The 21,888-nt window shown below is 42.3% G+C and carries 21 protein-coding genes, 1 tRNA gene and 1 pseudogene; 10 read left to right on the top strand and 13 right to left on the bottom strand.

The window, feature by feature from the left end:
• Positions 1-324 precede the first annotated feature (324 nt).
• The 4 genes from AC1DU2_RS16635 to AC1DU2_RS16620 all read right to left on the bottom strand — a co-directional run bounded on the left by AC1DU2_RS16635 (position 325) and on the right by AC1DU2_RS16620 (position 3,479).
• On the bottom strand, positions 325-1,113 hold the full coding sequence (locus AC1DU2_RS16635) for an MlaD family protein (RefSeq protein WP_477355330.1): 789 nt from the start codon (positions 1,111-1,113) through the stop codon (positions 325-327).
• Positions 1,110-1,901 (bottom strand): ABC transporter ATP-binding protein, encoded by a 792-nt coding sequence (locus AC1DU2_RS16630; protein ID WP_477355333.1) that lies wholly within the window; start codon positions 1,899-1,901, stop codon positions 1,110-1,112. The genes AC1DU2_RS16635 and AC1DU2_RS16630 overlap by 4 nt, the downstream gene beginning before the upstream one ends.
• 1 nt (position 1,902) lies before the next feature.
• Positions 1,903-2,679 carry an MlaE family ABC transporter permease gene (locus tag AC1DU2_RS16625; RefSeq protein ID WP_477355336.1) on the bottom strand — a complete coding sequence of 259 codons (777 nt, stop codon included), beginning with the start codon at positions 2,677-2,679 and terminating at the stop codon, positions 1,903-1,905.
• 89 nt (positions 2,680-2,768) lie between these two features.
• Positions 2,769-3,479: a pirin family protein gene (locus AC1DU2_RS16620; RefSeq protein ID WP_477385364.1), complete on the bottom strand. Its 711-nt coding sequence runs from the start codon at positions 3,477-3,479 to the stop codon at positions 2,769-2,771.
• A gap of 170 nt (positions 3,480-3,649) precedes the next feature.
• On the opposite strand from AC1DU2_RS16620, the gene AC1DU2_RS16615 reads away from it, so the two are divergent.
• From AC1DU2_RS16615 to AC1DU2_RS16595, 5 genes are all read left to right on the top strand, one after another.
• Positions 3,650-4,306 carry an NAD(P)H-binding protein gene (locus tag AC1DU2_RS16615; RefSeq protein ID WP_477385363.1) on the top strand — a complete coding sequence of 219 codons (657 nt, stop codon included), beginning with the start codon at positions 3,650-3,652 and terminating at the stop codon, positions 4,304-4,306.
• Positions 4,303-6,171, top strand: coding sequence for an ABC-F family ATP-binding cassette domain-containing protein (locus AC1DU2_RS16610; RefSeq protein WP_477385362.1), 1,869 nt, complete (start codon positions 4,303-4,305; stop codon positions 6,169-6,171). The genes AC1DU2_RS16615 and AC1DU2_RS16610 overlap by 4 nt, the downstream gene beginning before the upstream one ends.
• Before the next feature lies 1 nt (position 6,172).
• Entirely contained in the window at positions 6,173-6,418 is a 246-nt protein-coding gene (locus AC1DU2_RS16605; protein WP_477385361.1) for a CBU_0592 family membrane protein, read from the top strand.
• Positions 6,419-6,841: 423 nt separating this feature from the next.
• Positions 6,842-8,704, top strand: coding sequence for a tRNA uridine-5-carboxymethylaminomethyl(34) synthesis enzyme MnmG (gene mnmG / locus AC1DU2_RS16600; RefSeq protein ID WP_477385360.1), 1,863 nt, complete (start codon positions 6,842-6,844; stop codon positions 8,702-8,704).
• A gap of 115 nt (positions 8,705-8,819) precedes the next feature.
• Positions 8,820-10,466, top strand: a complete 1,647-nt coding sequence (locus tag AC1DU2_RS16595; protein ID WP_477385359.1) for an Ig-like domain-containing domain — start codon at positions 8,820-8,822, stop codon at positions 10,464-10,466.
• On the opposite strand, the gene AC1DU2_RS16590 is transcribed toward AC1DU2_RS16595, so the two are convergent.
• Both AC1DU2_RS16590 and AC1DU2_RS16585 read right to left on the bottom strand, forming a co-directional pair.
• Positions 10,456-10,965 carry a gamma carbonic anhydrase family protein gene (locus tag AC1DU2_RS16590; RefSeq protein ID WP_477385358.1) on the bottom strand — a complete coding sequence of 170 codons (510 nt, stop codon included), beginning with the start codon at positions 10,963-10,965 and terminating at the stop codon, positions 10,456-10,458. The two genes, AC1DU2_RS16595 and AC1DU2_RS16590, sit on opposite strands and share 11 nt — an antisense overlap.
• Positions 10,966-11,164: 199 nt before the next feature.
• Complete coding sequence (locus tag AC1DU2_RS16585) at positions 11,165-11,542, bottom strand: four helix bundle protein (protein WP_477385357.1); 378 nt, start codon at positions 11,540-11,542, stop codon at positions 11,165-11,167.
• A gap of 129 nt (positions 11,543-11,671) precedes the next feature.
• Here AC1DU2_RS16585 and AC1DU2_RS16580 point away from each other — a divergent pair.
• Positions 11,672-11,744 (top strand) — tRNA-Gly (locus AC1DU2_RS16580).
• 95 nt (positions 11,745-11,839) lie between these two features.
• Here the strand turns inward: AC1DU2_RS16580 and AC1DU2_RS16575 are convergent.
• Positions 11,840-12,466: a hypothetical protein gene (locus tag AC1DU2_RS16575; RefSeq protein WP_477385356.1), complete on the bottom strand. Its 627-nt coding sequence runs from the start codon at positions 12,464-12,466 to the stop codon at positions 11,840-11,842.
• Between the two features lie 230 nt (positions 12,467-12,696).
• Entirely contained in the window at positions 12,697-13,689 is a 993-nt protein-coding gene (gene nadA, locus AC1DU2_RS16570) for a quinolinate synthase NadA (protein WP_477355367.1), read from the bottom strand.
• Between the two features lie 407 nt (positions 13,690-14,096).
• Between nadA and nadB the strand changes: the two genes are divergently transcribed.
• Complete coding sequence (nadB, locus tag AC1DU2_RS16565; RefSeq protein ID WP_477355370.1) at positions 14,097-15,689, top strand: L-aspartate oxidase; 1,593 nt, start codon at positions 14,097-14,099, stop codon at positions 15,687-15,689.
• Between the two features lie 97 nt (positions 15,690-15,786).
• Here nadB and AC1DU2_RS16560 read toward each other — a convergent pair whose 3' ends face one another.
• Positions 15,787-16,005, bottom strand: coding sequence for a hypothetical protein (locus AC1DU2_RS16560; RefSeq protein WP_477385355.1), 219 nt, complete (start codon positions 16,003-16,005; stop codon positions 15,787-15,789).
• A 38-nt stretch (positions 16,006-16,043) separates the two neighbouring features.
• Between AC1DU2_RS16560 and AC1DU2_RS16555 the strand changes: the two genes are divergently transcribed.
• Positions 16,044-17,138, top strand: coding sequence for an SGNH/GDSL hydrolase family protein (locus tag AC1DU2_RS16555; RefSeq protein WP_477385354.1), 1,095 nt, complete (start codon positions 16,044-16,046; stop codon positions 17,136-17,138).
• Positions 17,139-17,416: 278 nt separating this feature from the next.
• Here the strand turns inward: AC1DU2_RS16555 and AC1DU2_RS16550 are convergent.
• From AC1DU2_RS16550 to AC1DU2_RS16535, 4 genes and pseudogenes are all read right to left on the bottom strand, one after another.
• A pseudogene (locus AC1DU2_RS16550) lies at positions 17,417-18,070 on the bottom strand (phosphatidylserine decarboxylase family protein); the annotation flags it as partial.
• A gap of 26 nt (positions 18,071-18,096) precedes the next feature.
• Positions 18,097-18,903, bottom strand: coding sequence for a phosphatidate cytidylyltransferase (locus AC1DU2_RS16545; RefSeq protein ID WP_477355379.1), 807 nt, complete (start codon positions 18,901-18,903; stop codon positions 18,097-18,099).
• Entirely contained in the window at positions 18,900-19,112 is a 213-nt protein-coding gene (locus AC1DU2_RS16540; RefSeq protein ID WP_090651382.1) for a hypothetical protein, read from the bottom strand. The genes AC1DU2_RS16545 and AC1DU2_RS16540 overlap by 4 nt, the downstream gene beginning before the upstream one ends.
• Positions 19,112-20,059, bottom strand: coding sequence for a lysostaphin resistance A-like protein (locus AC1DU2_RS16535; RefSeq protein ID WP_477385353.1), 948 nt, complete (start codon positions 20,057-20,059; stop codon positions 19,112-19,114). Before AC1DU2_RS16535 ends, AC1DU2_RS16540 begins: the two co-directional genes overlap by 1 nt.
• A gap of 40 nt (positions 20,060-20,099) precedes the next feature.
• Here AC1DU2_RS16535 and dusB point away from each other — a divergent pair, with 40 nt between their 5' ends.
• On the top strand, positions 20,100-21,092 hold the full coding sequence (gene dusB / locus AC1DU2_RS16530; RefSeq protein ID WP_477385352.1) for a tRNA dihydrouridine synthase DusB: 993 nt from the start codon (positions 20,100-20,102) through the stop codon (positions 21,090-21,092).
• A 47-nt stretch (positions 21,093-21,139) separates the two neighbouring features.
• Positions 21,140-21,526 carry a Co2+/Mg2+ efflux protein ApaG gene (apaG, locus tag AC1DU2_RS16525; protein WP_147054231.1) on the top strand — a complete coding sequence of 129 codons (387 nt, stop codon included), beginning with the start codon at positions 21,140-21,142 and terminating at the stop codon, positions 21,524-21,526.
• Positions 21,527-21,888 lie beyond the last annotated feature (362 nt).

The following is a 21,888-nucleotide window of genomic DNA, read 5'->3' as shown; positions in this document are numbered from 1 at the left end:
AAGGCCCTCCTTTGTACTTTAAAGTTAGTTATAAAGCGGGGCCTTTTTAATTAAAAAATCATTATTGTTGGCTTTAATTCGATCGTTTTACCCGATAACCAACGGATATAATTACCTCCAGGTTATAAAAAAAGTGTCGTAGTTTTTACCATCCGGGGCAGTTGTTCGGAAATTCCGAACAACTAAATTTTCATTAAGTTCGGCCTCTCCAAAATATTTTTTACATGTTCGCTTATAGTCGGTTTAGCTTTTAGTGCTGAAGTGGTTACATTCTCCGCTTAATGCCTCTTACAGTATAAGCATGGCCCCTTTTAACGGAATTTTTTAGTTATTATCGTCTGCCTTATCTTTTGCACCCTTATCCTGGCCCTTTTGCAATTTTTCCTGCGCTTTTTTGATGGAATCTTGTTTGGCTTTGGCTGCCTTTTTCTTTTTATTAAAGAACCCTTTTAGCAGGAAATTTGATTGCGCCGCTTTCAGGTCTTCATTTAAAGTACCGGTGGTTGCATGCACATTTTGCATCGTTGTTTTGGCCTGCCGCACAGTACTTTCCAGGCTCCTGGATAGGTTATCGTTATTTAATAGCCGGCCAATACTACCTTTTCCACTATTTATTTTACCTACAATCTCTGCCAAGTCGCCGGTCATCTCTTCGGCATTATCAGCTACCCTGGTTAGTTTGGTTATTATCCTATCCACATCAACCGGGTTTACTGAGGCCAGCCGGCCCCCATCTGCAACCTGCTGGTTACTGGAGATGCCGCCGGGAGCTAAAACCACCAGCTTATCGCCCATTAAACCATCGCTGCCGATACTTAGTTTCGAGTCGGTTTTTACAAATTGCCTTACCTTGTCGTTCAAGGTAAGATCAACTCTAACCGAGCTGTCGGTTACAATGTTGATAGATTGTACCACGCCAACGTTAATACCGGCAAAGCGTACGTTGTTGCCCACCTGCAGGCCGTTTACATTTTTAAAGGTGCCATAAACGGTAAAGGTGGAGTTAAACATACTTTTCTGGCTCCCGATAAAAAAAACTGCGAGTCCCAGTATCACCAACCCAAGGAAGGTAAAAAGGCCTATTCTTATTTTTTGTGATGATGTGGTTTTCATGTTGTTTCGTTAAAAAATGATCTTACAAGTTCGTTATCAGACTTATGGAGTTCTTTCCAGGAGCCTTCGGCTATATATTCGCCATCGTTCATTACTACAATCCGATCGGCCACAATACGTGCACATTCCAGGTCGTGGGTAATGATGATGGACGAGGTTTTATATTTTTTTTGCATGTGCAATATCAGCTCGCTTATCTCGCGCGATGTTATCGGGTCAAGGCCGGTGGTAGGTTCATCGTAAAGCATAATTTCGGGGTTTACAATCAACGTACGGGCCAGCCCTACCCTTTTGCGCATCCCTCCCGATAGGTCTGATGGCATTTTATCTATCGCATCAAGCAATCCCACGTTGTCTAATACCTCTTCTACTCTTTTATCAATCTCGGCCTGGTCTTTAAGCTTAAGCACCCTGGTAAGCGGGAATTCGAGGTTATCCCGCACCGTCATGCTATCATATAAAGCCCCGCTCTGGAACAGGAAACCTATTTTCATACGTAGCTGCTTTAATTCCTCGTCGCTCATCTGGGCCACTTCTTCTCCAAAAACGGTAAGTTCGCCGCCGTCGGGTTTAAGCATACCTACAATACATTGTATGGTTACCGATTTGCCTTGCCCGGATTTGCCCAGTACTACCATGTTTTCGCCCCGTTTCAGGTCGAAGTTGATGTTCTTCAATACTTCCTTGTCACCAAAAGCTTTTCTGAGTCCTTTTGCGTGTACAACCACTTCATCTTTTGATGCAGATGGCTTTTCTTTAGTTTCGATATCTTCTTTTTTTGCTGCCATCTCAATGATAAAATAGTAAACTGGTGACTTGTACCGCGATGGCATCAATAACGAAGATCCAAAGCGAAGCGGTTACCACAGCAGAATTTGCCGCAATACCTACGCTTTCCGTACCCTTATTGGAGTGATAGCCTTTATAGCATCCCACAAAACCGATGGCGAAACCAAAGAAGATGGTTTTTATAACCGCCGGCAAAAAATCCGAAAAATCAAGAGAGCCTATACACTTCTGAAAATACAGCGTGAAGCTTATTTTATCGTTAATATTAAGGGCAAGGAAACCACCCGTTAAGCCTATTACGTCGCCAATTACCGATAATAATGGCACCATTAAGCTGGTTGCTATAATGCGGGTTACCACCAGGTACTGTATAGGGTTGGCGCCCGATACCTCCATGGCGTCTATTTGCTCGGTAACTTTCATGCTGCCCAGTTCGGCGCCGATGCTGGAGGCTATTTTGCCTGCGCAGATAATGGCAGTAATTACGGGGCCCATTTCGCGGATAAAAGATACTGCTAGGGTTTTAGGTAGCATACTTGCTGCTCCAAGGGCAACAAGCGATGGTCTGAGCTGGAGAATAAGTACAAAGCCCATGATGAAGGAGGTAATGCCCACCAACATCAGGGACCTGTAGCCAATTTCGTAACATTGCCGCACAAACTCCGACCATTCGAAGCCGCCTGCAAAAATATTTCTAAAAAATCTGCCGAAGAAAACACATTGTTCGCCAATGTTTAACATCCACTTGCGCCAGCCGGTAATTACCTGTTCTGCCATATTAGGTTATAATTTGACATACAACAACGTATTGTCAAAATGTTTTGCAGTTCAGAAAAAATTGGCTCTTGGCGGTCGGCTTGCAGGATTTATGACATGGGTACGTCAATGATCAGGTAACGGGATTCTTCTTCGGCTTCAATTGTAAATGAACTACTATCATGAACACCTATAGCATCGCGTTTGTTTAACAGGATGCCATTTATTTTAGCAAGGCCATTTAACAAGAATACATAAGCGCCGTTGCCTGGCGTTTTTATGGCATAATTTAAAGCCTTTCCGGCCTCGAAAGTACCCATGCTGAAAGTGGCATCCTGGTGCAGCCAAAGATTGCCGTCGCTCCTATCCGGTGATACCAGGACGGTTAGTTCATTTAGCTTAAACTGATCAGTAAAACTCTTTTGATCGTATCGTGGTGTTACATTTCGCTCTTTCGGAAACAACCATATCTGTAAGGTTTTAGCTATTGCCGTTTTCGACGCATTATATTCTGAATGATAAACACCGGTTCCGGCCGACATTACCTGTACATCACCGGCATCAATAACGCCTTTGTTGCCCATATTATCCTGGTGCTCCAGGCCGCCTTCCAACGGGATAGTCACAATTTCCATATTATCATGCGGGTGCAGGCCAAAACCTTTGCCTCCGGCTATAATATCGTCATTTAAAACCCTAAGAGCTCCAAAACTCATCAGTTCGGGGTTATAGTAAGGGCCAAAGCTGAATGAGAAATTTGCCTTTAACCAGCCTATATCATTTTTTCCACGTTCGTTTTCGGGATAAAATATTGTTTTCATTGTTATGTTTTCCTTTTTATATGTTTAAACATCAATATATGTGCCAAGAGGCCGGCTTGGCAGGTTAATAGGGCGGCGCAGCCTCGTCGGGTGAGTCTTAGCCGCCGTTCAAACCGCCTCCTATTTACACTGATTTAATTATGTGTATTTTTGCAAAAAATTAAGTATCAATGGCAAATAAAGCTATTATTGCAGGTTCAACAGGACTTATTGGCAGTAAATTGCTCCAAATTTTGCTGCGTGAAAGCTTTTACGACGAAGTTTTGATCCTTGTGAGGAAAAAAATCGATCTCGATCATAAAAAACTAACGCAGCTGGTGGTCAATTTCGACCAGTTGGATAGCTATGCCGATGCGCTAACGGGGCATGCTTTATTCAGTTGCCTTGGTACAACCAATGCCAAAACGCCGGATAAAACAGTTTACAGGCATATCGATCATGATTATCCTGTTCACCTGGCACAATTGGCCTTAAAGAATGGTATCGGGCAGTATCACCTGGTATCATCCATAGGTGCAGATACCGGTTCGTCGTTTTTTTACACTAAAACCAAGGGCGAAACAGAAGTAGATATCCGGCAATTAGGGTTACCTGGGTTATATATCTACCGCCCATCGATGTTAACTGGCAACAGGCAGGAAAAACGATCAATGGAAAAAGCGCTGATCGCTTTCTATAAAATAATAGATCCCCTGTTATTTGGCAGCTGGAAAAAATACAGCAGCATAGCCGCCGAAAGGGTGGCGATGGCCATGTACAAACAATCAACAAAAAACAATACTGACACGTTTATATACGAGTCTGATCAAATAAAGCAACTATCGTGAGTACTTATCTATCTGCCGAGAACCTTGGCCATCAATTTCATGACAACTGGTTATTTAAAAATATAACCATAGGCATTAACCGCGGCCGCAGGGTTGCACTGGTTGGTGTTAACGGCGCCGGCAAATCAACCTTATTAAAATTACTTGCCGGCTATATAAAACCGACTGAAGGCAAGGTGGTGCAGGCGCGCGACCTGAATATGGGCTACCTTGAACAGGATCCCGGCTTTAAGGATGCCGTAAGCATCAGCGATTATATTTTTCATGCTGATGATGTACAGCAGCAAATGATTCGCAAATACGAGGAATTGCTGGAAAACGACCCTGACAATGCCAAGGCGCTTGAAAAGATCATGGAAGAGATGAGCGAGGTTGACGCCTGGGAGTACGAGTACAAAATAAAAACCATTTTAGGCCGGTTGGATATCCACCATCTTAACCAGCATATCAGCACCCTATCGGGCGGACAAAAGAAACGTTTGGCTTTGGCCAAGCTGCTGATTGAAGACCCGGACATTTATATTTTAGATGAGCCTACCAACCACCTGGATATTGATACCATAGAGTGGCTGGAAAAGTTACTGACCGACGGATCGAAAACCATATTGATGGTTACGCACGACAGGTACTTTTTAGATAACGTTTGTAACGAGATATTGGAGATTGACCGTGGTAAGATAGTACCGTACAACGGCAGCTACGCCTATTACCTGGAAAAGAAGGCCGAGCGGGATGTAGCTGACGAAGCATCGTTCCAGAAAAACAGCAACCTTTTAAGGAAAGAATTGGAATGGATGCGCCGCCAGCCACAAGCACGCGGTACTAAATCAAAAGCCCGTATTGATGCTTATTACGACCTGGAAGATAAAACCAAACAGGGTGGAGCCCGTGAAAAGGTTGAACTGAGCGTTAAAACAGCACGCCAGGGAAACAAGATCATGGAGATGGAGCACCTGTATAAAGGCTTCAATGGCAATACTTATATCGAAAACTTCAGCTACGTATTTAAAAAAGGCGACAGGATTGGCTTAGCCGGCAAAAATGGTACAGGTAAATCAACCCTGCTGAATTTAATCACCGGGGGGTTACAACCCGATAAAGGAACCATTGTAAAAGGCGAAACCACGGTTATCGGCTACTTTCACCAATCGGGAATTGTTTTTAAAGAAGACGACCGCGTGATAGATGTGGTAAAAAACGTGGCCGAGTTTATCACCATGGCCGATGGTAAAATGATTTCCGCCTCGGCCTTGCTCACTTTGTTCCTGTTCCCTCCTGCCAAACAGTATGGTTTTATATCCAAACTAAGCGGTGGCGAAAAGAAACGTTTGCAGCTGATGAGCATCCTGATGAAGAACCCTAATTTCCTGATCCTGGATGAGCCTACCAATGATTTGGATATTGATACTTTGAATGTATTGGAAGAGTTTTTAACCAACTATTCGGGTATATTAATGATGGTATCGCACGATAGGTACTTGCTTGATAAACTAACCGACCAGCTATTTATTATGGAAGGACAAGGTAAGGTGCGCATATATAACGGCAACTATTCATCATACCGGGTTGAGCTGGATGAAGCCAAACAACAGAATAAAAAAGGCAATACCGCCCCTACTCCTGTTGCTGCTCCTGTTGCTAAAAAAAGTAAATTAAGCTTTAAAGAAGCTAAGGAACTGGAGACTATAGAAGCAGAAATTACCGTTATAGAAAACAGTATAAAAGCTAAAACCGATGAGTTAAACAAGGTGGGTATTGTGCTGGCAAAGCTAAATGAAACCATAGCGCAGATAGCTGATTTGAATAAAAAACTGGATACTAAAAGCGCCCGCTGGATGGAACTAACAGAATTAAGCGGAGTATAAAATGAAACTATCAGATATCATAGCATCTATTGGTGTTATCATTTTATTGATAGCCTTTGTACTTAATTTACTGAATAAACTGTCGTCAGACAGCAGGGTTTACAAGCTATTGAACTTTATTGGTGCAAGCACTTGTTGCTACGCATCGTACATGGTAAGTTTTTACCCATTTGTTGTTTTAGAGGGTGTTTGGGGTACTGTGGCACTGGTTTCTTTATTACGGGTTCCACGTGGAACGTCAGTTTAAAAGGATATTATTTATAGCTACTATAACACACAAATGCTATACAAATGAGATACTATTAAACAATAAAGTTGCATTTTTATGTAATAAACTGATACTTTTTAATACAAGTATTACAAGCGACAGGATGATATAGATACTCATGTTCCACGTGGAACATGAGTACAAAACAGAGCCGTCCTGTCACGATATATTCAGTTTTAATCCTGATAATTTTATGTTCCACGTGGAACATAAAAAGGATACCATCATTAGTTCGGTATTAGCAAAAGAGGTACCAACTGTAGTTTAAATAGATACTAATCGGCACCGATTAAAACTAATTACAGCGTATAACTCATTCAGGTTTTATTCGTGTGATTCGGAAAATTCGAGACAATTAGTGTTACAAATTTGATTGTTCCACGTGGAACATGGAGGTATAAAATGTTTAAGAAATATAACGTTATTGTGGTTGGTGCAGGGCATGCAGGCTGTGAAGCAGCGGCAGCAGCAGCCAACCTGGGATCGTCTGTTTTACTCATCACCATGAACATGGGCGTGATTGCACAGATGAGTTGTAACCCCGCTATGGGCGGTGTTGCCAAGGGACAGATAGTGCGCGAGATTGATGCATTGGGCGGCTACTCGGGTATTATCACCGATAAAACATCTATCCAATTCAGGATGCTCAATCAATCAAAAGGCCCTGCTATGTGGAGCCCAAGAGCGCAAAGCGACCGTATGCGATTTGCCGAAGAATGGCGTTTAGCATTGGAGCGTACACCCAATGTCGACTTCTGGCAGGATACTGTTTCGTCCCTTTTAATCAAAGGAAATACCATTGCAGGCGTACGTACTTCATTAGGTGTCGAGATAGAAGCCGACGCAGTTGTATTGACTAATGGTACCTTTTTAAATGGTATCATTCACATAGGCGAAAAGAAATTTGGTGGTGGCCGGGCCGGAGAAAAATCGGCAACCGGCCTAACCGAACAACTGATTGAATTAGGTTTTGATGCCGGCCGGATGAAGACCGGTACCCCTCCCCGCATCGACGGACGCAGCCTAAATTACTCCCTGATGGAAGAACAATGGGGCGATGAAGAACGTGGTCGTTTCTCCTACACCGATGTTGAAATGATACAACAGCAACGCTGCTGCTGGATTACTTATACCAATACCAATGTACACGAAACGTTAAAAGAAGGCTTCGAAAAATCGCCAATGTTTACCGGCCGCATCAAAGGATTAGGCCCAAGATATTGCCCATCTATTGAAGATAAGATTAACCGTTTTGCAGAGCGCGACCGTCACCAGATTTTTGTTGAGCCTGAAGGATTGAACACGGTAGAGATTTATGTAAATGGTTTTTCAACCTCCCTGCCCGAAGATGTACAGTATAAAGCATTAATTCAGATACCAGGTTTCGAGAAAGCTAAAATGTTCCGCCCGGGATATGCCATCGAGTATGATTACTTCCCGCCTATCCAGTTAGGGCTCACTTTAGAAACCAAACTGATCAGCAATCTTTACTTCGCCGGGCAAATAAACGGTACCACCGGATACGAGGAAGCAGCATCGCAAGGCTTCATTGCAGGTATCAATGCGCATCAAAAAATAAATGATAAACACGAGCTAATCCTGAAAAGATCAGAGTCATATATAGGCGTGTTGATTGATGACCTGGTAACCAAAGGCACCGAAGAGCCATACCGCATGTTTACTTCAAGGGCCGAGCACCGCTTGTTATTACGACAGGATAATGCCGATATCCGCCTATCCCCTATGGGCCATGATTTAGGTTTGATAAGCGACGAACGTTTGGATAAGGTAAATCAGAAGATTAAAAACTCGGATGATATTGTTGCCTACACCCGCACCAAATCAATCGACCCATCTGCAGTAAATGGTTTATTGGATGAGTTGGGAACATCGGCCATAAACCAGGGTGCCAAACTCTTCAATTTGCTAAGCCGCCCGCAGGTTGGTTTCAACGATCTTAAAAAAGCGGACACCGGGTTGGAAGAATTATTATCGGCCTATGACAAAGAAACAATTGAGCAGGCTGAAATAAAAATCAAATATGAGAGTTACTTTATAAAAGAAATGGAAATTGTTGACCGGATGAAAAAAATGGAAGACCGCGAGATCAATCCAAATTTCGATTATCACACTTTAGTTTCATTATCAAAGGAAGCCCGCGAAAAATTGATGAAGATAAAACCACGCACTTTAGGCCAGGCATCCCGAATTTCGGGCGTCTCGCCGTCGGATATTTCGGTTTTAATGGTTCACGTGTCCAGATAATCTATAACTAACTGATAATTAATAATTTACAAAAAGTCTTTTTAAATCAATTATTTTAGATTTTTAATAGCAGGATTCGTAAAAATATAAAAATCGCTTATATCGCCTAAAAACCATGTTAAATCAAAAACCGGCTAATTTTTACAATTTTTTCTTTTACATTTTTGTCGCTTTGGTCATTTTTGGCTGCGCAGCCCAGCAACAACCGCAGGGAGGCCCCAGGGATGTAACACCGCCGGTTTTGGTGAAGGCCTTGCCGGCCAACAAGACCCGTAATTTTGCCGCCAAAGAAATTAACCTGGAATTTGACGAGTTTATAAAACTGGCCAACCAGTACACCGAAATTACCATGAGCCCCACCATGGAAAAACAACCGGAGTACACCGCCAACAAAAAACACCTGCGCATAGTTTTTAAAGACACCCTTAAAAAAAATACAACCTACGTTATCAATTTTGGAAAAGGCATCCAGGATGTAAACGAAAGTAACGTGATGAAAAATTTCACCTACGTTTTTTCAACCGGTCCGCATATCGATTCGCTCAGCATTTCCGGCAACGTAAATAACACCCTGACCCAGGAAAAAGAAAAAGACGTAACCGTAATGCTTTTCCCGCTAAAACAAGACTCCCTCCTGTTTGGTAAAAAAAAACCATCAATTTTTACCACTACAGATTCATCGGGAAATTTTAGTTTGAATAATTTACATGAAGACCAGTACCGCATCTACGCGTTAAAAGAAGCAAGCCCTGATAAAATTTTTAACAACGATAATGAACTCATCGCTTTTTTAAAGAAACCTATCAACCTTAAATCTGATACGGCAAATATCAAACTAAACCTGTTTAAGCAATTCCCCGAAAAATTCAGGTTCTCAGAAAAACGATTTGACGTGGATGGAAAAATGCTGTTCGTGTTTAACAAGGCCTTGCAAAACCCATCTTTAAAAGTAATTTATCCGGCAGATATCAATAACCAAAAATACGTTGAGTTTAGTAAGACCAAGGATACTGCATCAGTATTTGTAAAATACATGAACTTCGATTCTATCCGGGTGGCTGTTTATGATAACAATAAACCGGTTGATACCACCTACCTGCTAAAGCAGAAAAAAGAAACCTTCACCAGGGTATTCAATTTTAAATACAATATATCAAACGATAAGCTGAAACCAGGTAACGATCTTAAAATTACCAGTAACCTGCCGGTAGACGTTATTGACAATGCGCAGATCACACTAAAGGAGGATTCTATTGGCCTGGGCTCATCCGATTATACTTTGCAAAAAGATACCGGTAATGTTAAGAGTTTAACGCTTAAATACCGCTGGCGGCAAAACGCCAAATACGAGCTTATTTTTAATCCCGGTGCATTCACGGATATATACGGCGATAAAAATAAATTTACTTCAAAAAAATTCCAGCCTGATAAGCCCGAAAACTATAGCTCGCTTACGTTGAAAGTTACCTTACCCGATACCTCAAAAGCCTACGTTGTTGAGTTGCTGAATGATCAAAAGGTAGTATTGGAAACAACCCCCATCAGGCGGAACGGCCCTGTAGTTTATAAAACTATTTTAACCGGCAAATACTTCATCCGGGTAATTTACGATGAAAATAAAAACGGCCGTTGGGACAGTGGTAACGTGCACCTAAAAAAGCAACCCGAAAATACCTGGGTAAACGAAAAAGAGATTACCCTGAGACCCAACTGGGAGGCCGAGGAGCCTATTGTAGTGCCCAGGGAGCCACTTACTCCATAAACCAACCCGAATACATGATATAGTTTTTTGGAAGCTGCTTAAGCAGCTCTATTTGCTGATCTGTCAGCGGTTTTATTTTTTTAGCGGGCATCCCGGCATATAAAAAACCCGACTCGCAAATGGTATTTTCCAATACTACTGCACCGGCAGCTATGATCACAAACTGGTTAACAACCGCATGATCCATTACAATGGCACCCATGCCCACCAGGGTATGGTCATGCAGTGTACAGCCATGCACCAAGGCGTTATGGCCTATAGATACATTACTGCCAATATTGGTAGGCGCCCTTAAATATGTAGCGTGTATCACCGCACCATCCTGGATATTGGTGTTATCCCCTATCCTGATATAATGCACATCGCCACGGATAACCGCATTAAACCAAACCGAACAATTACTGCCCATTACCACATCCCCAACAATAGTCGCGTTTTCGGCGATGAAACAATCTTCGCCCCAGACTGGGCTTTTCTCTTTTACAGGAAGTATGACCATTTTAATTATTGAATTACTGATTTATTGAATTATTGATTGGAACTGCACTCTTAGCTAATTATTGAATTACTGATTTATTGATTTATTGATTGGAACTGCACTCTTAGCTAATTATTGAATTACTGATTTATTGATTTATTGATTGGAACTGCACTCTTAGCTAATTATCAAAATAATTAAATGCTTTCAATTACTTACATTAAGACTTATTGATTGTAACCGTTTTTCTGGATGCTGACACTATTTTCAGAATTTGGTTAGCTTCATCTATCAAAACTGCAATATCGGAAAGTTTAATGATTTCAGCTTCGACTAATACCTCCATCCAAAATACAGATTCATCCGCTTCTTCAACTACTATGGATAACTTGGCATGGAACTCTGCCTGAGACCGCGCCCGGCAAGCAGCCCTGTAATTTGCACCTACCGATGAAGACGAGCGTAATAACTGTCTCCCTATTAGTTTCGCTTCCTCTGTTTTGGGTAAAGACTTGAAAAGCTTAATATTATCGACGACAAATTTCTTTGTACGTTTTTTAAACATCTCGGCAAACTCAATTCTGCTAACATCATTCATGTATACCTAAGCTAATTCAATAATTCAATAATTCAATAATTCAATAATTCAATAATTCAATAATTCAATAATTCAATAATTCAATAATTCAATAATTATTTTTTATTGTTATGTTTGACTACAAAATTAGCGGAAATAGCTCAGCTGGTAGAGCATCAGTTTCCCAAACTGAAGGCCGCGGGTTCGAATCCCGTTTTCCGCTCTTATACCTAAACCAATATCCTAAACTACCTTCATTGCGAGTAATCATCAGGTAAAACCTGAAAAAAATCGTTATGACGATATTCGATACACATACTACTCAAAATCTCCGTCCTCTACAAACAATTTATCCAACTTCTCCAAAAACTCATCTGTATCATGTACGGCCGGGTTATACATTTTTAGCGATTCAGTGGTCAGTGGGTATTCATCCATAAAGTTAATATCATCCAGCTGATATAGTTCAAACTCATGCATGGTATTTTCAAAACGGGTTTGATCCATACCCCAGTACTGGATGTATTTGGCCCTTTTAACAAATGCTTCTTCTAAAAATTCTTCGTTATTAAATATTACGCCTATTTCTATAAATCCATCCTGCGCTATTTCAATTTTGTATTGCTCTAAATGGTTTAGCAGGGTAAATTTATCGGTATAAATGCCGTAAGTAGGTTCGTCATCAATATGATGATAAATGCAGGCAACTTCTTCAGGTAATTGCAGTGTAAGTGTTTTAAATAAAAGCCACAGCCGGTTATTATCTATATTGATCTCGGCCGAAAACTCGAAGGGGAGCTCATCGGATGTATTAAGCTTCAAGGTATATCCCTCCACAATATTGGCATGTTCCCGCTCGGCAATACGGTTTAGTATTTTTTCATCCTTTGGTACCTCATCAGGCCGGGCAGTACGTATGGTAGGCGGTAGTAGTAGTGGTTTCATTAAAAATTTATACTGTAAGTAGTCATATTACCACCCATACTAACAATAACAGACTGCCAATCCTGGGTACGAAGGATGACAGGAAATTGAACATGTCATTGCGAGCGATAGCGTGGCAATCTAGTAGCGGGCATAGCGAATTTGCATAGTTCGCGATTGCGTCGTTCCTCGCAATGACATAGTTTTATCTTTTCATTTCTGAATTGCAGATCACGAATTTATTCCACCCTTTACAACCCCAACCTCGCCGATATCTCCAGCATCCTCTCAATTGGTTTCACAGCCTTTTCAATAATATGCTGTGGTACGGTAACCTCAGGATATCCATTTTTTAAACACAGGTACAATTTTTCAAGTGTGTTGCGTTTCATGTGCGGGCAATCGTTGCAGGCGCAGCTGTTATTTGGCGGCGCCGGAATAAATATCTTATCCGGGTTCTCTTTTTGCATCTGGTGCAGTATTCCGGCCTCTGTAGCCACAATAAACTCTTTTTCGGGGTGAGTACTTGCGTACTTTAAAATACCCGTTGTAGAGCCTATATAGTCGGCCATTTGCAATATCACTTCTTCACATTCGGGGTGCGCCAACAGCTTTGCACCGGGGTACCTCTCCTTCAGTTTGGTGATCTTTTCGCGGCTGAAAATTTCGTGCACCATGCAGGCCCCGTTCCACAATACCAGGTCGCGCCCTGTTTTTTTGGCTACGTATGCACCCAGATTTTTATCTGGGCCGAAGATGATCTTCTGATCTTTCGGCAGGCTTTCTACAATCTGCACCGCGTTGCTTGATGTACACACAATATCGCTTAAAGCTTTCAGTTCGGCAGTACAGTTTACGTAGGTGATCACCAGGTGATCGGGATAGTTTTCCTTAAACTTTTTAAACAAATGTGGCGGGCAACTATCTGCTAATGAGCAACCTGCCTTTACGTCGGGTAGTAAAACCTTCTTTGCAGGCGAAAGTATTTTGGCAGTCTCGGCCATAAAATGTACCCCGGCAAAAACGATAACATCGGCATCGGTTTTGGCAGCCTGCTGCGATAGCCCAAGGCTGTCGCCAATATAATCTGCAATATCCTGTATATCGGGATCCTGGTAGTAATGTGCCAAAATGACTGCATTTTTTTCCTTTTTGAGTTTTTCAATTTCATCAAACAAGTCAAGGGTTGGGTCGATGTATTCGTCCACAAATCCTGTCACATTTATTTCTTCGAAGATATCCATTTCAACAAATCAATTAATAACAACTAATTTTATATATAAATAAAACTATTGTTTGTTATGGTGTTAGTTATGTGCAAAAGTCATTTAAAAAAATGCTTTAAAAGTTGTTTTTCACTTTTTATTAACATTTTTCCACAGGTTTTTATTTTCTATTGAATTGATCCTGTGATTTGTATGACAATCAAATTTTAATTTAAAAAGTTATTTGTTAATAATTAGGTAACCTGTAAAATGTTAGCTTTAGTGTTTAAACTGCGCAAAAGTCGCTGAAAAATTATTCACTTTCAGCATCAAAAGTGGAGTTCTCCACACTTTGATTATTTGTTAGCTATTTGTTTACACGAAATTAACATGTTTTATACCGGTTATTAACACAAAGTGTACTTTTACACATATATACATAAAATATGACCCGAAATGTTGATTTTCTGATCGTAGGATCAGGCATCGCCGGATTAAGTTTTGCCCTTAAGGCAGCCAAACACGGTAAGGTGCTGATAGTTACAAAATCAAACGAAGACGAATCGAACACGAAGTATGCCCAGGGCGGTGTAGCAGTAGTTGTTGATAAAAAGGAAGATTCTTTTGAAAAGCACATCGAAGACACTTTAATAAGCGGCGACGGCCTTTGCGACCGCGAAGTTGTGGAAGCCGTTGTTAAAGAAGGTCCCGAGCGGATTAACGAAATTATTGATTACGGAACCAATTTTGACAAGACCAACGAAGGCTTTTACGACCTGGCAAAAGAGGGTGGCCACTCCGAATTCAGGGTATTACATTATAAGGATGTAACCGGGCTGGAAATTGAAAGGTCGTTGTTGGCCGAGATCCACAAGAACCCGAATATTGAGATATTAACACATTACTTTGCTGTCGACCTGATTACCCAGCACCATTTGGGCCAGCTGGTAGGTAAATCGAGTACCGATATTACGTGTTATGGTATTTACGCTTTTAACACCGAAAGTAATGTTGTGGAAAAGATCCTGTCGAAAGTAACCGTAATGGCATCGGGCGGTGCCGGCCATATTTATTCTATCACCACAAACCCTACCATTGCCACCGGTGATGGTATTGCCATGGTTTACCGCGCCAAGGGTAAAGTAAGGAATATGGAATTTATCCAGTTTCACCCAACTGCGTTATATAACCCGGGTGAATATCCGTCGTTCCTGATATCTGAAGCGGTGCGTGGTTTTGGCGGCGTATTAAAACGTACCAATGGCGAAGAGTTTATGCAGGAATACGATTCGCGTAAATCATTGGCTCCAAGGGATATAACAGCAAGGGCCATTGATGCCGAGATAAAAAAATCGGGCGAGGATTTTGTGTACCTGGATATCCGCCATCGCAGTAAAAAAGATATCTTAAACCATTTCCCTAATATATATGCCAAATGCCTGGAAATTGGGATAGATATGACCAAGGATATGATACCCGTTGCGCCGGCCTGTCATTATATGTGTGGTGGTATAATGGTTAATCATGTAGGGCAATCATCTATATTAAGGTTATATGCCTGCGGCGAATGCTCATCAACCGGCTTGCATGGTGCCAATAGGTTGGCATCCAATTCGTTATTAGAGGCTTTGGTTTTTGCGCACCGTATTTATGAAGATGCGATAGGAAAATTTGAAAGTTTTGTGATCCCCGAAAATATTCCTGATTGGGATGAGCATGGCGTACAACTATCAAACGAAGACATCCTGGTAACCCACAACGTGCGCGAAATGCAAAAGCTGATGAATGATTACGTGGGCATCGTCCGCTCCGATTTCAGGCTGGAACGCGCCATGCGTCGTTTAGGTTTATTGTACGAAGAAACAGAATCATTCTATAAAAAAACCAAGCTATCTGTAAAACTCTGCGAGTTGCGTAACCTGATCCAGGTATCATTCATCGTAGTAAAATCGGCCATGTTAAGGAAAGAAAGCCGTGGGCTGCATTATACTACAGATTACCCCGTGCATGCGGAGGAGGTTAAGGATACGGTGTTTTAGGGGGAATCCTAATAAAACTGTTGTCATTTCGAAACGAGGTACGAGTGAGAAACTATATCTTGAGCGTAGCGAAAAATCTTGTACGCTGTGCATCGCCTTAGCCTTTCGTAATGCAGGGTGTATAAGATTTCTCCTCACTCCAGCACGCAAGCCCACTCGGTTTGTCGAAATGACAATTGGGTATTTGTAGTCCCCTTTTTCCCAAAAAATTTTTCCCGCCTTCGGCGGATATCGCATTTACCGGCCTGGCGGTTTTTTCCGCCCTGGTATTTTTATAGCCTTTTATGCCAATAATTTGACCAATATTGTATTTCATCAAAATATGATCAATATTGCCTGTTCAATACAACTTTTATGAAAATAAGATTAGCAATAGCGTTTATTATACTGGCCGCGGGCGAAAGCTATGGGTACGCAAAATCAACAGATACCATTTTTGCAGCGCAGTTAAAACCTATCGGGCGTACCATAATCAACGGGCAGAATCAATTGGAGCTGATTACATCGGCAGCACATTTTGGCTTTAGCTTTAAGGGGACAGCATGCGCGATATATGCCACAATTGCTGCAACCGGCCAGCATAATTACCTGCAATATGAGTTGGATGGTGTTTACCAAAAAAGGATCAGGATTGACGGTGGTGTAACCGCGCCGGTTATCATAAAGGCGGATGACCCTGGTAAGCACAGTGTTTGGGTATATAAAGCAACCGAAGCACATACCGGTGCAATAATCATTTCAAAAATAGCTGCCCCGGGTATAAAAAGCCTGGCGATACCCAAATTTCCGTTAATTGAGTTTATAGGTAACAGCATTACCTGCGGCGCTGCGGCCGATGATTCGGAAATACCCTGCGGAACCGGCGAATATCATGACCATCACAACGCCTATATGGCTTACGGGCCAAGGGTAAGCCGGGCATTAAATGCCAATTTTGTTTTGGCCAGCGTAAGCGGTATTGGCATTTACCGTACCTGGAACAGGAATGGCCCATCTATGCCACAGGTATATGAGCATGCTGATTTCCAGGTAAACAATCCGCAGAAATGGGACTTTAATACCTATACCCCTAAAATTGTAAGCATAGCCTTAGGCACAAACGATATGAGCAAAGGTGACGGCAGCGCCCGGGCGGCTTTTGATACCATGCAATTTGTGGCCGATTATGTAAAATTTGTGCAGCTGGTAAAATCAAAATATCCCAAAGCGCAGATAGCTTTGCTGAGCAGCCCCATGATACGGGATACATCGAACACAATCTTACAGCATTGCCTTATCAGCATCAAAAAGCAGATAGATATTATTTATCCTAGTGATAAACCGGTAGCCACCTTCTTTTTTAAGGCGATGGATGCTCACGGTTGCTCGGGCCATCCCAGTGTGGCCGATCATCAAATACTGGCCGAGGAGCTTAAGCCATTTTTTGAAGGGTTGTTGAAAACGAACTGACAGTCGCAAAAAAAGGGGAGGTCACCAATTTGACCTCCCCTTTTCCATATTTTTAACCCGGATAACTATACGTCCCCTTTCGGCTTGGCCGGTGCTTTTTTAGCGGGTGCAGCTTTCTTAGCCGGTTTTTCGGTTTTTTCAACTTCGGGATGATCAATAACCAAAGGCAATTCCTGCTGATGGCCTTCGTTAACTATTTCGGCTGGTTCATCATCAAAACTTTCGGGCCGGTTTATTTTTGCATGTTGTTCTTCGGCAACCGCGGCTACGCCGGTTGGCAGTTCGGCCAGGATGGTGCGGCCGCCTTTTACCACATCGCCAATATTTACCAAAATTTTGGTTCCTAAAGGTAAAAATACATCCACGCGCGAGCCAAACTTGATAAAGCCAAACTGCTGGCCCTGCTCAACAATATCACCTTCTTTTACATACCATACTATACGGCGAGCCAACGCTCCTGCAATTTGCCTGAACAAAACCGACACACCCTCGCTATTTTGTACACAGATGGTAGTACGCTCGTTTTCTGTTGACGATTTTGGATGCCAGGCCACCAGGTATTTGCCTTTGTGGTATTTAAAATAACTTACCACACCCGCAATTGGGTTACGGTTTACGTGCACATTTACCGGCGACATAAATACCGACAGCTGGATGCGTTTATCTTTTAAAAATTCGGTCTCTTCGGTTTCTTCAATCACCACAACTTTTCCATCCGCAGGGCAAAGTACGGTGGTTTCATCGGTGTTGATGTCAAAAAACGGGCTGCGGAAAAACTGTACGATAACCAGGAAAAAGAATCCGGATAAAATATAAATAAACCATTTAAGCGTATGCGCCTGCGGAAAGTAAAACTGTACAACCGCGTTAAGTACAAAAATAAAAAGTACCGTTATGGCTAATGAGGTGTATCCTTCTTTATGAAAAGTCATATTATAGATGATTTATTACAAAACTACTAATTTGAAATGAAGTATAAGTAAGCATAAACAATAGGCGCGGCCATTAATAATCCGTCGAACCTATCCAGCAGGCCGCCATGACCGGGTAAAATGCCGCCGCTATCCTTTACGTTGATGCTGCGTTTAAACATCGATTCAACCAGGTCGCCCAGGGTACCGAAACACGAAATAAGGATAGCTATGGTTACCCATTGTTTCCAGGTAAGTTCGGTATAAAAGTGGCCAAGTATTAAAGCGGCAACGGCGCTGATGATGATACCGCCAATTAAGCCCTCGTAAGTTTTTTTAGGCGAATGGCGTTCAAACAGCTTGGTTTTGCCCATTTTGCTGCCTACCAGGTAAGCGCCGGTATCGTTGCTCCACAAAATAATGAGGAAGGCCAGCGGGATATGGAAGTTAAAAACAGCGCCCGCGCCCATAAAAGCCATGGCGTGGAAAAACATGAATGGCACTACAGCAAAAATTATCCCCAGGAAAGTAAAGGCAATGTTGGTGAACGGTGCAGGAGTTTTTTTATATAATTCCTGTATAAAAATGGCGCTGAAAGTAAGGGGTAATAAAAATATTAAACGCCAGGCAGGGAAGTAAAAATTAGCGGCAACCAGCAAAAAAAACAAGGCACCATTGATAATGCCGGTTTCGCGGCTGGCTGTCATGCCTCCCTCCCGCACCAGTTTATAAAATTCGAACAGGCAAAAGGCGGATAATAAAAGGTAAAACCCGCTGAAAACGTATGAGCCCAACAGGTTTGAGGCAATCATCACGATAATAAAAAAAAAGCCGGTGATGGCGCGTAATTTCATAAACTAATTTGATTGAGGATCATGATCTCGATGGCCTTGCTAAAATCCTCCTGGTGAATGTAAACTTCAATATCGCCGAAGGCACGGTGCGATGAATCTTGTTTGTTTAATAAAACGGTATCGATATGATGGCGGATAAGTACTTGTTTAACAATCTCTGATTGATAAAAATTGGATGAACTAAAAATTTTGACCCAGTTTTTTTCCATTAATTACTCAGCGCCGGTTTTTTTTGCATCGATACATTTCTATATATAAAAAGCAAAAATAATACAATTATCAAGCTAAAAGCATAGGCCCATAAATTAAATACGTGCTGATCATCGGGATTAAGCTTAACTATTTTTTGATTATACAGGTAAGTAATAACCACAGCCGAGCCATTATTTAAAAAATGGCCCCAAACACCCGTCCAGATGCTGCCGCTATACGCTACAAAATAGCCAAATATGGCGCCCAAAAACACCCGCGGCAAAAAAGTAAAAAACTCCATGTGAAAAGCGCTGAACAGGATAGCAGTTATCCAGATGGCAGCATGTTTGTTTTTGGTAAGGCGTACAAAAATGGTTTGGATAACCCCGCGAAACAAAAACTCTTCGGCAATGGCGGTAAGCAGGCCAACCACAAACACCGCCCAAAGCATGCTCCAGATGTTTTTCATGCTGAGCATAGCTTCAGTAGCTTTTTGTGCCGATTGCTCGGCCGCCCGCATCCACTCTTCCAGTCCTTTTAACGAAGCGGGTAAAACCAGCCTTTGATTAATATTGGTTAAAGCCTCCATTATAGGGTTCGAAAAAAGCATGATGGTAAATATCAGCAGCAAAAAAACCGGGTTGAAGTTGAAGGAGGGCTTCAGGTACTCGCGGGTATTGTTCATAATCAAGCGGGCGAAAATTACCGGAGCCAGAAACAGCGGGATAGTTGTGCTTACTATTTGCAATATCCACAACGCCGAACCCAGATGTGGGTTGCCGGTATTAAACGCGAAGGTATCGGTAAGGGTTTTCATCCCAAAAACAGCCATTATAACGCCGGCTGCTATCGCCGAAAAAACGATTACCAGGCCAACAGTTACCCCGGTAATGGTTAAAAACTGCAGGAAGGGATTAATGGTATTTGTTTGCGGAGTGTACTGTTTTATAGGTTCTTGTATCATTTAGGGTAATTTTCGTATTTTTGCAGGGCTAAAGATAAGCATGTCTGTACAAATAGGAAATATTGATTTAGGAGAGTTCCCGCTGTTGTTGGCGCCGATGGAAGATGTGAGCGATCCTCCCTTCCGTTACGTGTGCAAGCAAAACGGTGCGGACATGATGTATACCGAGTTTATCTCGAGCGAAGGCCTCATCCGCGATGCAGCGAAAAGCCGCCAGAAACTGGATATTTTTGAGTACGAAAGGCCCATTGGCATCCAGATATTCGGCAGCGATATTGATCATATGCGCGAGGCTACCGAGATAGCGTCCCTTGCCGGGCCCGACTTAATGGATATTAACTACGGCTGCCCGGTAAAACAGGTAGCTTGCCGCGGCGCCGGCGCCAGTTTATTGCAGGACATTGATAAAATGGTGGCCATGACCAAAGCAGTTGTTAACGCCACCCACCTGCCCGTAACTGTAAAAACCCGCTTAGGCTGGGATGATAATACCAAAAACGTATACGAAGTGGCCGAAAGGCTGCAGGATGTAGGCATAAAAGCCCTCACTATTCACGGCCGTACCCGCGCGCAGATGTATAAAGGCGTGGCCGATTGGTCGTTAATAAGGGATATTAAGAAAAACCCGCGTATAAAAATCCCCATTTTTGGCAATGGGGATATCGATTCGCCCGAAAAAGCGGCCGACTGGAAAATGGAATTTGGGGTAGATGGTATGATGATAGGGCGTGCGGCTATTGGTTACCCATGGATTTTCAGGGAAATAAAACATTTTTTTAATACCGGCCAGCATTTAGATAAACCAACCATTACCGAACGTATTGTAGCCTGCTCAACCCACCTGCAAAAATCTATAGAGTGGAAAGGCCCAAAAACGGGCATTTTTGAAATGCGCAGGCACTATTCAAACTACTTTAAAGGGATTGATCACTTTAAAGAATTCCGGATGAGGCTGGTAACGGCAGGCAATTTAGAGGAGGTGCAACAGATACTGGCCGAGATTGACGAAAAATATGCCATAGAAATGGCTTAATATTTGTTCGCTTTCATTATATTTGAATTTAACGAGACAAAATCCTCATGGTTACCACTATTACAGACGGTGTTAAGGTTTCCATAGAAACCATATATCAGCCCGAGTATTCTAACCCGGCTAATGATCATTTTATGTTTGCCTATAAAGTAAGCATCGAGAATATGAGCAATTATGCTATCCAGCTAATTAGCCGCCACTGGTATATTTTTGATTCCAACGGCGCCAAGCGCGAAGTGGAAGGCGAAGGTGTGGTAGGCCAGCAACCGGTGATAGAACCAGGCCATGCGCACGAATACGTTTCGGGCTGTAACCTTAAAACCGACATGGGCAGCATGAAAGGCGAATACCAGATGACCCGCCTGATGGATAACGCCAGCTTTAATGTACAAATCCCGGAGTTTTATTTGATAGCACCGTATAGGATGAATTAGCCCCCCGGCCCCCTGAAGGGGGAGGAAGAAAATATAAAGCCTGGATGAGTGATTGTCCGGGCTTTTTTGTGGGAAGGATGAAAAATAAACGATAGCAGAATTGGTGAAACAAATCAAGTCTAAATCAACGCTGCCGCAAGGTACTGTCATTAAAAACAAGTTTATTTCGATAATATTTTCATTTAACTTTGCCTTTGCGAAAGAAGGCATACGGCGATCATTCGACGGATGACTATCTTGTGTAGCCTGGCTTTTGCCGGGCTACTTATTTTAGCCCTTTGGGCTAAGCGAAAGAAGGCTCCGTCTCCTTTTCTCCAGATATATTTTGTGTTGTAGCTTTATCAATTTTGAAAGCTTCATTT

The sequence above is a fragment of the Mucilaginibacter sp. P4_C11 genome, from assembly GCF_056402115.1.
Note: the sequence above shows the minus strand (reverse complement) of the source record. Positions and strands in the feature narration are given on the sequence as shown.

Bases quoted from the DNA above. Each gene is read 5' to 3' on its own strand.
- AC1DU2_RS16575 (WP_477385356.1), bottom strand. From the start codon at position 12,466: ATGAAACCACTACTACTACCGCCTACCATACGTACTGCCCGGCCTGAT.
- nadB (WP_477355370.1), top strand. From the start codon at position 14,097: ATGACCCGAAATGTTGATTTTCTGATCGTAGGATCAGGCATCGCCGGA.
- nadA (WP_477355367.1), bottom strand. From the start codon at position 13,689: ATGGATATCTTCGAAGAAATAAATGTGACAGGATTTGTGGACGAATAC.
- AC1DU2_RS16630 (WP_477355333.1), bottom strand. From the start codon at position 1,901: ATGGCAGCAAAAAAAGAAGATATCGAAACTAAAGAAAAGCCATCTGCA.
- AC1DU2_RS16625 (WP_477355336.1), bottom strand. From the start codon at position 2,679: ATGGCAGAACAGGTAATTACCGGCTGGCGCAAGTGGATGTTAAACATT.
- AC1DU2_RS16590 (WP_477385358.1), bottom strand. From the start codon at position 10,965: ATGGTCATACTTCCTGTAAAAGAGAAAAGCCCAGTCTGGGGCGAAGAT.
- AC1DU2_RS16585 (WP_477385357.1), bottom strand. From the start codon at position 11,542: ATGAATGATGTTAGCAGAATTGAGTTTGCCGAGATGTTTAAAAAACGT.
- AC1DU2_RS16595 (WP_477385359.1), top strand. From the start codon at position 8,820: ATGTTAAATCAAAAACCGGCTAATTTTTACAATTTTTTCTTTTACATT.
- AC1DU2_RS16535 (WP_477385353.1), bottom strand. From the start codon at position 20,059: ATGATACAAGAACCTATAAAACAGTACACTCCGCAAACAAATACCATT.
- apaG (WP_147054231.1), top strand. From the start codon at position 21,140: ATGGTTACCACTATTACAGACGGTGTTAAGGTTTCCATAGAAACCATA.
- AC1DU2_RS16635 (WP_477355330.1), bottom strand. From the start codon at position 1,113: ATGAAAACCACATCATCACAAAAAATAAGAATAGGCCTTTTTACCTTC.
- AC1DU2_RS16560 (WP_477385355.1), bottom strand. From the start codon at position 16,005: ATGAAATACAATATTGGTCAAATTATTGGCATAAAAGGCTATAAAAAT.
- mnmG (WP_477385360.1), top strand. From the start codon at position 6,842: ATGTTTAAGAAATATAACGTTATTGTGGTTGGTGCAGGGCATGCAGGC.
- AC1DU2_RS16620 (WP_477385364.1), bottom strand. From the start codon at position 3,479: ATGAAAACAATATTTTATCCCGAAAACGAACGTGGAAAAAATGATATA.
- AC1DU2_RS16555 (WP_477385354.1), top strand. From the start codon at position 16,044: ATGAAAATAAGATTAGCAATAGCGTTTATTATACTGGCCGCGGGCGAA.
- AC1DU2_RS16605 (WP_477385361.1), top strand. From the start codon at position 6,173: ATGAAACTATCAGATATCATAGCATCTATTGGTGTTATCATTTTATTG.
- AC1DU2_RS16615 (WP_477385363.1), top strand. From the start codon at position 3,650: ATGGCAAATAAAGCTATTATTGCAGGTTCAACAGGACTTATTGGCAGT.
- AC1DU2_RS16545 (WP_477355379.1), bottom strand. From the start codon at position 18,903: ATGAAATTACGCGCCATCACCGGCTTTTTTTTTATTATCGTGATGATT.
- dusB (WP_477385352.1), top strand. From the start codon at position 20,100: ATGTCTGTACAAATAGGAAATATTGATTTAGGAGAGTTCCCGCTGTTG.
- AC1DU2_RS16540 (WP_090651382.1), bottom strand. From the start codon at position 19,112: ATGGAAAAAAACTGGGTCAAAATTTTTAGTTCATCCAATTTTTATCAA.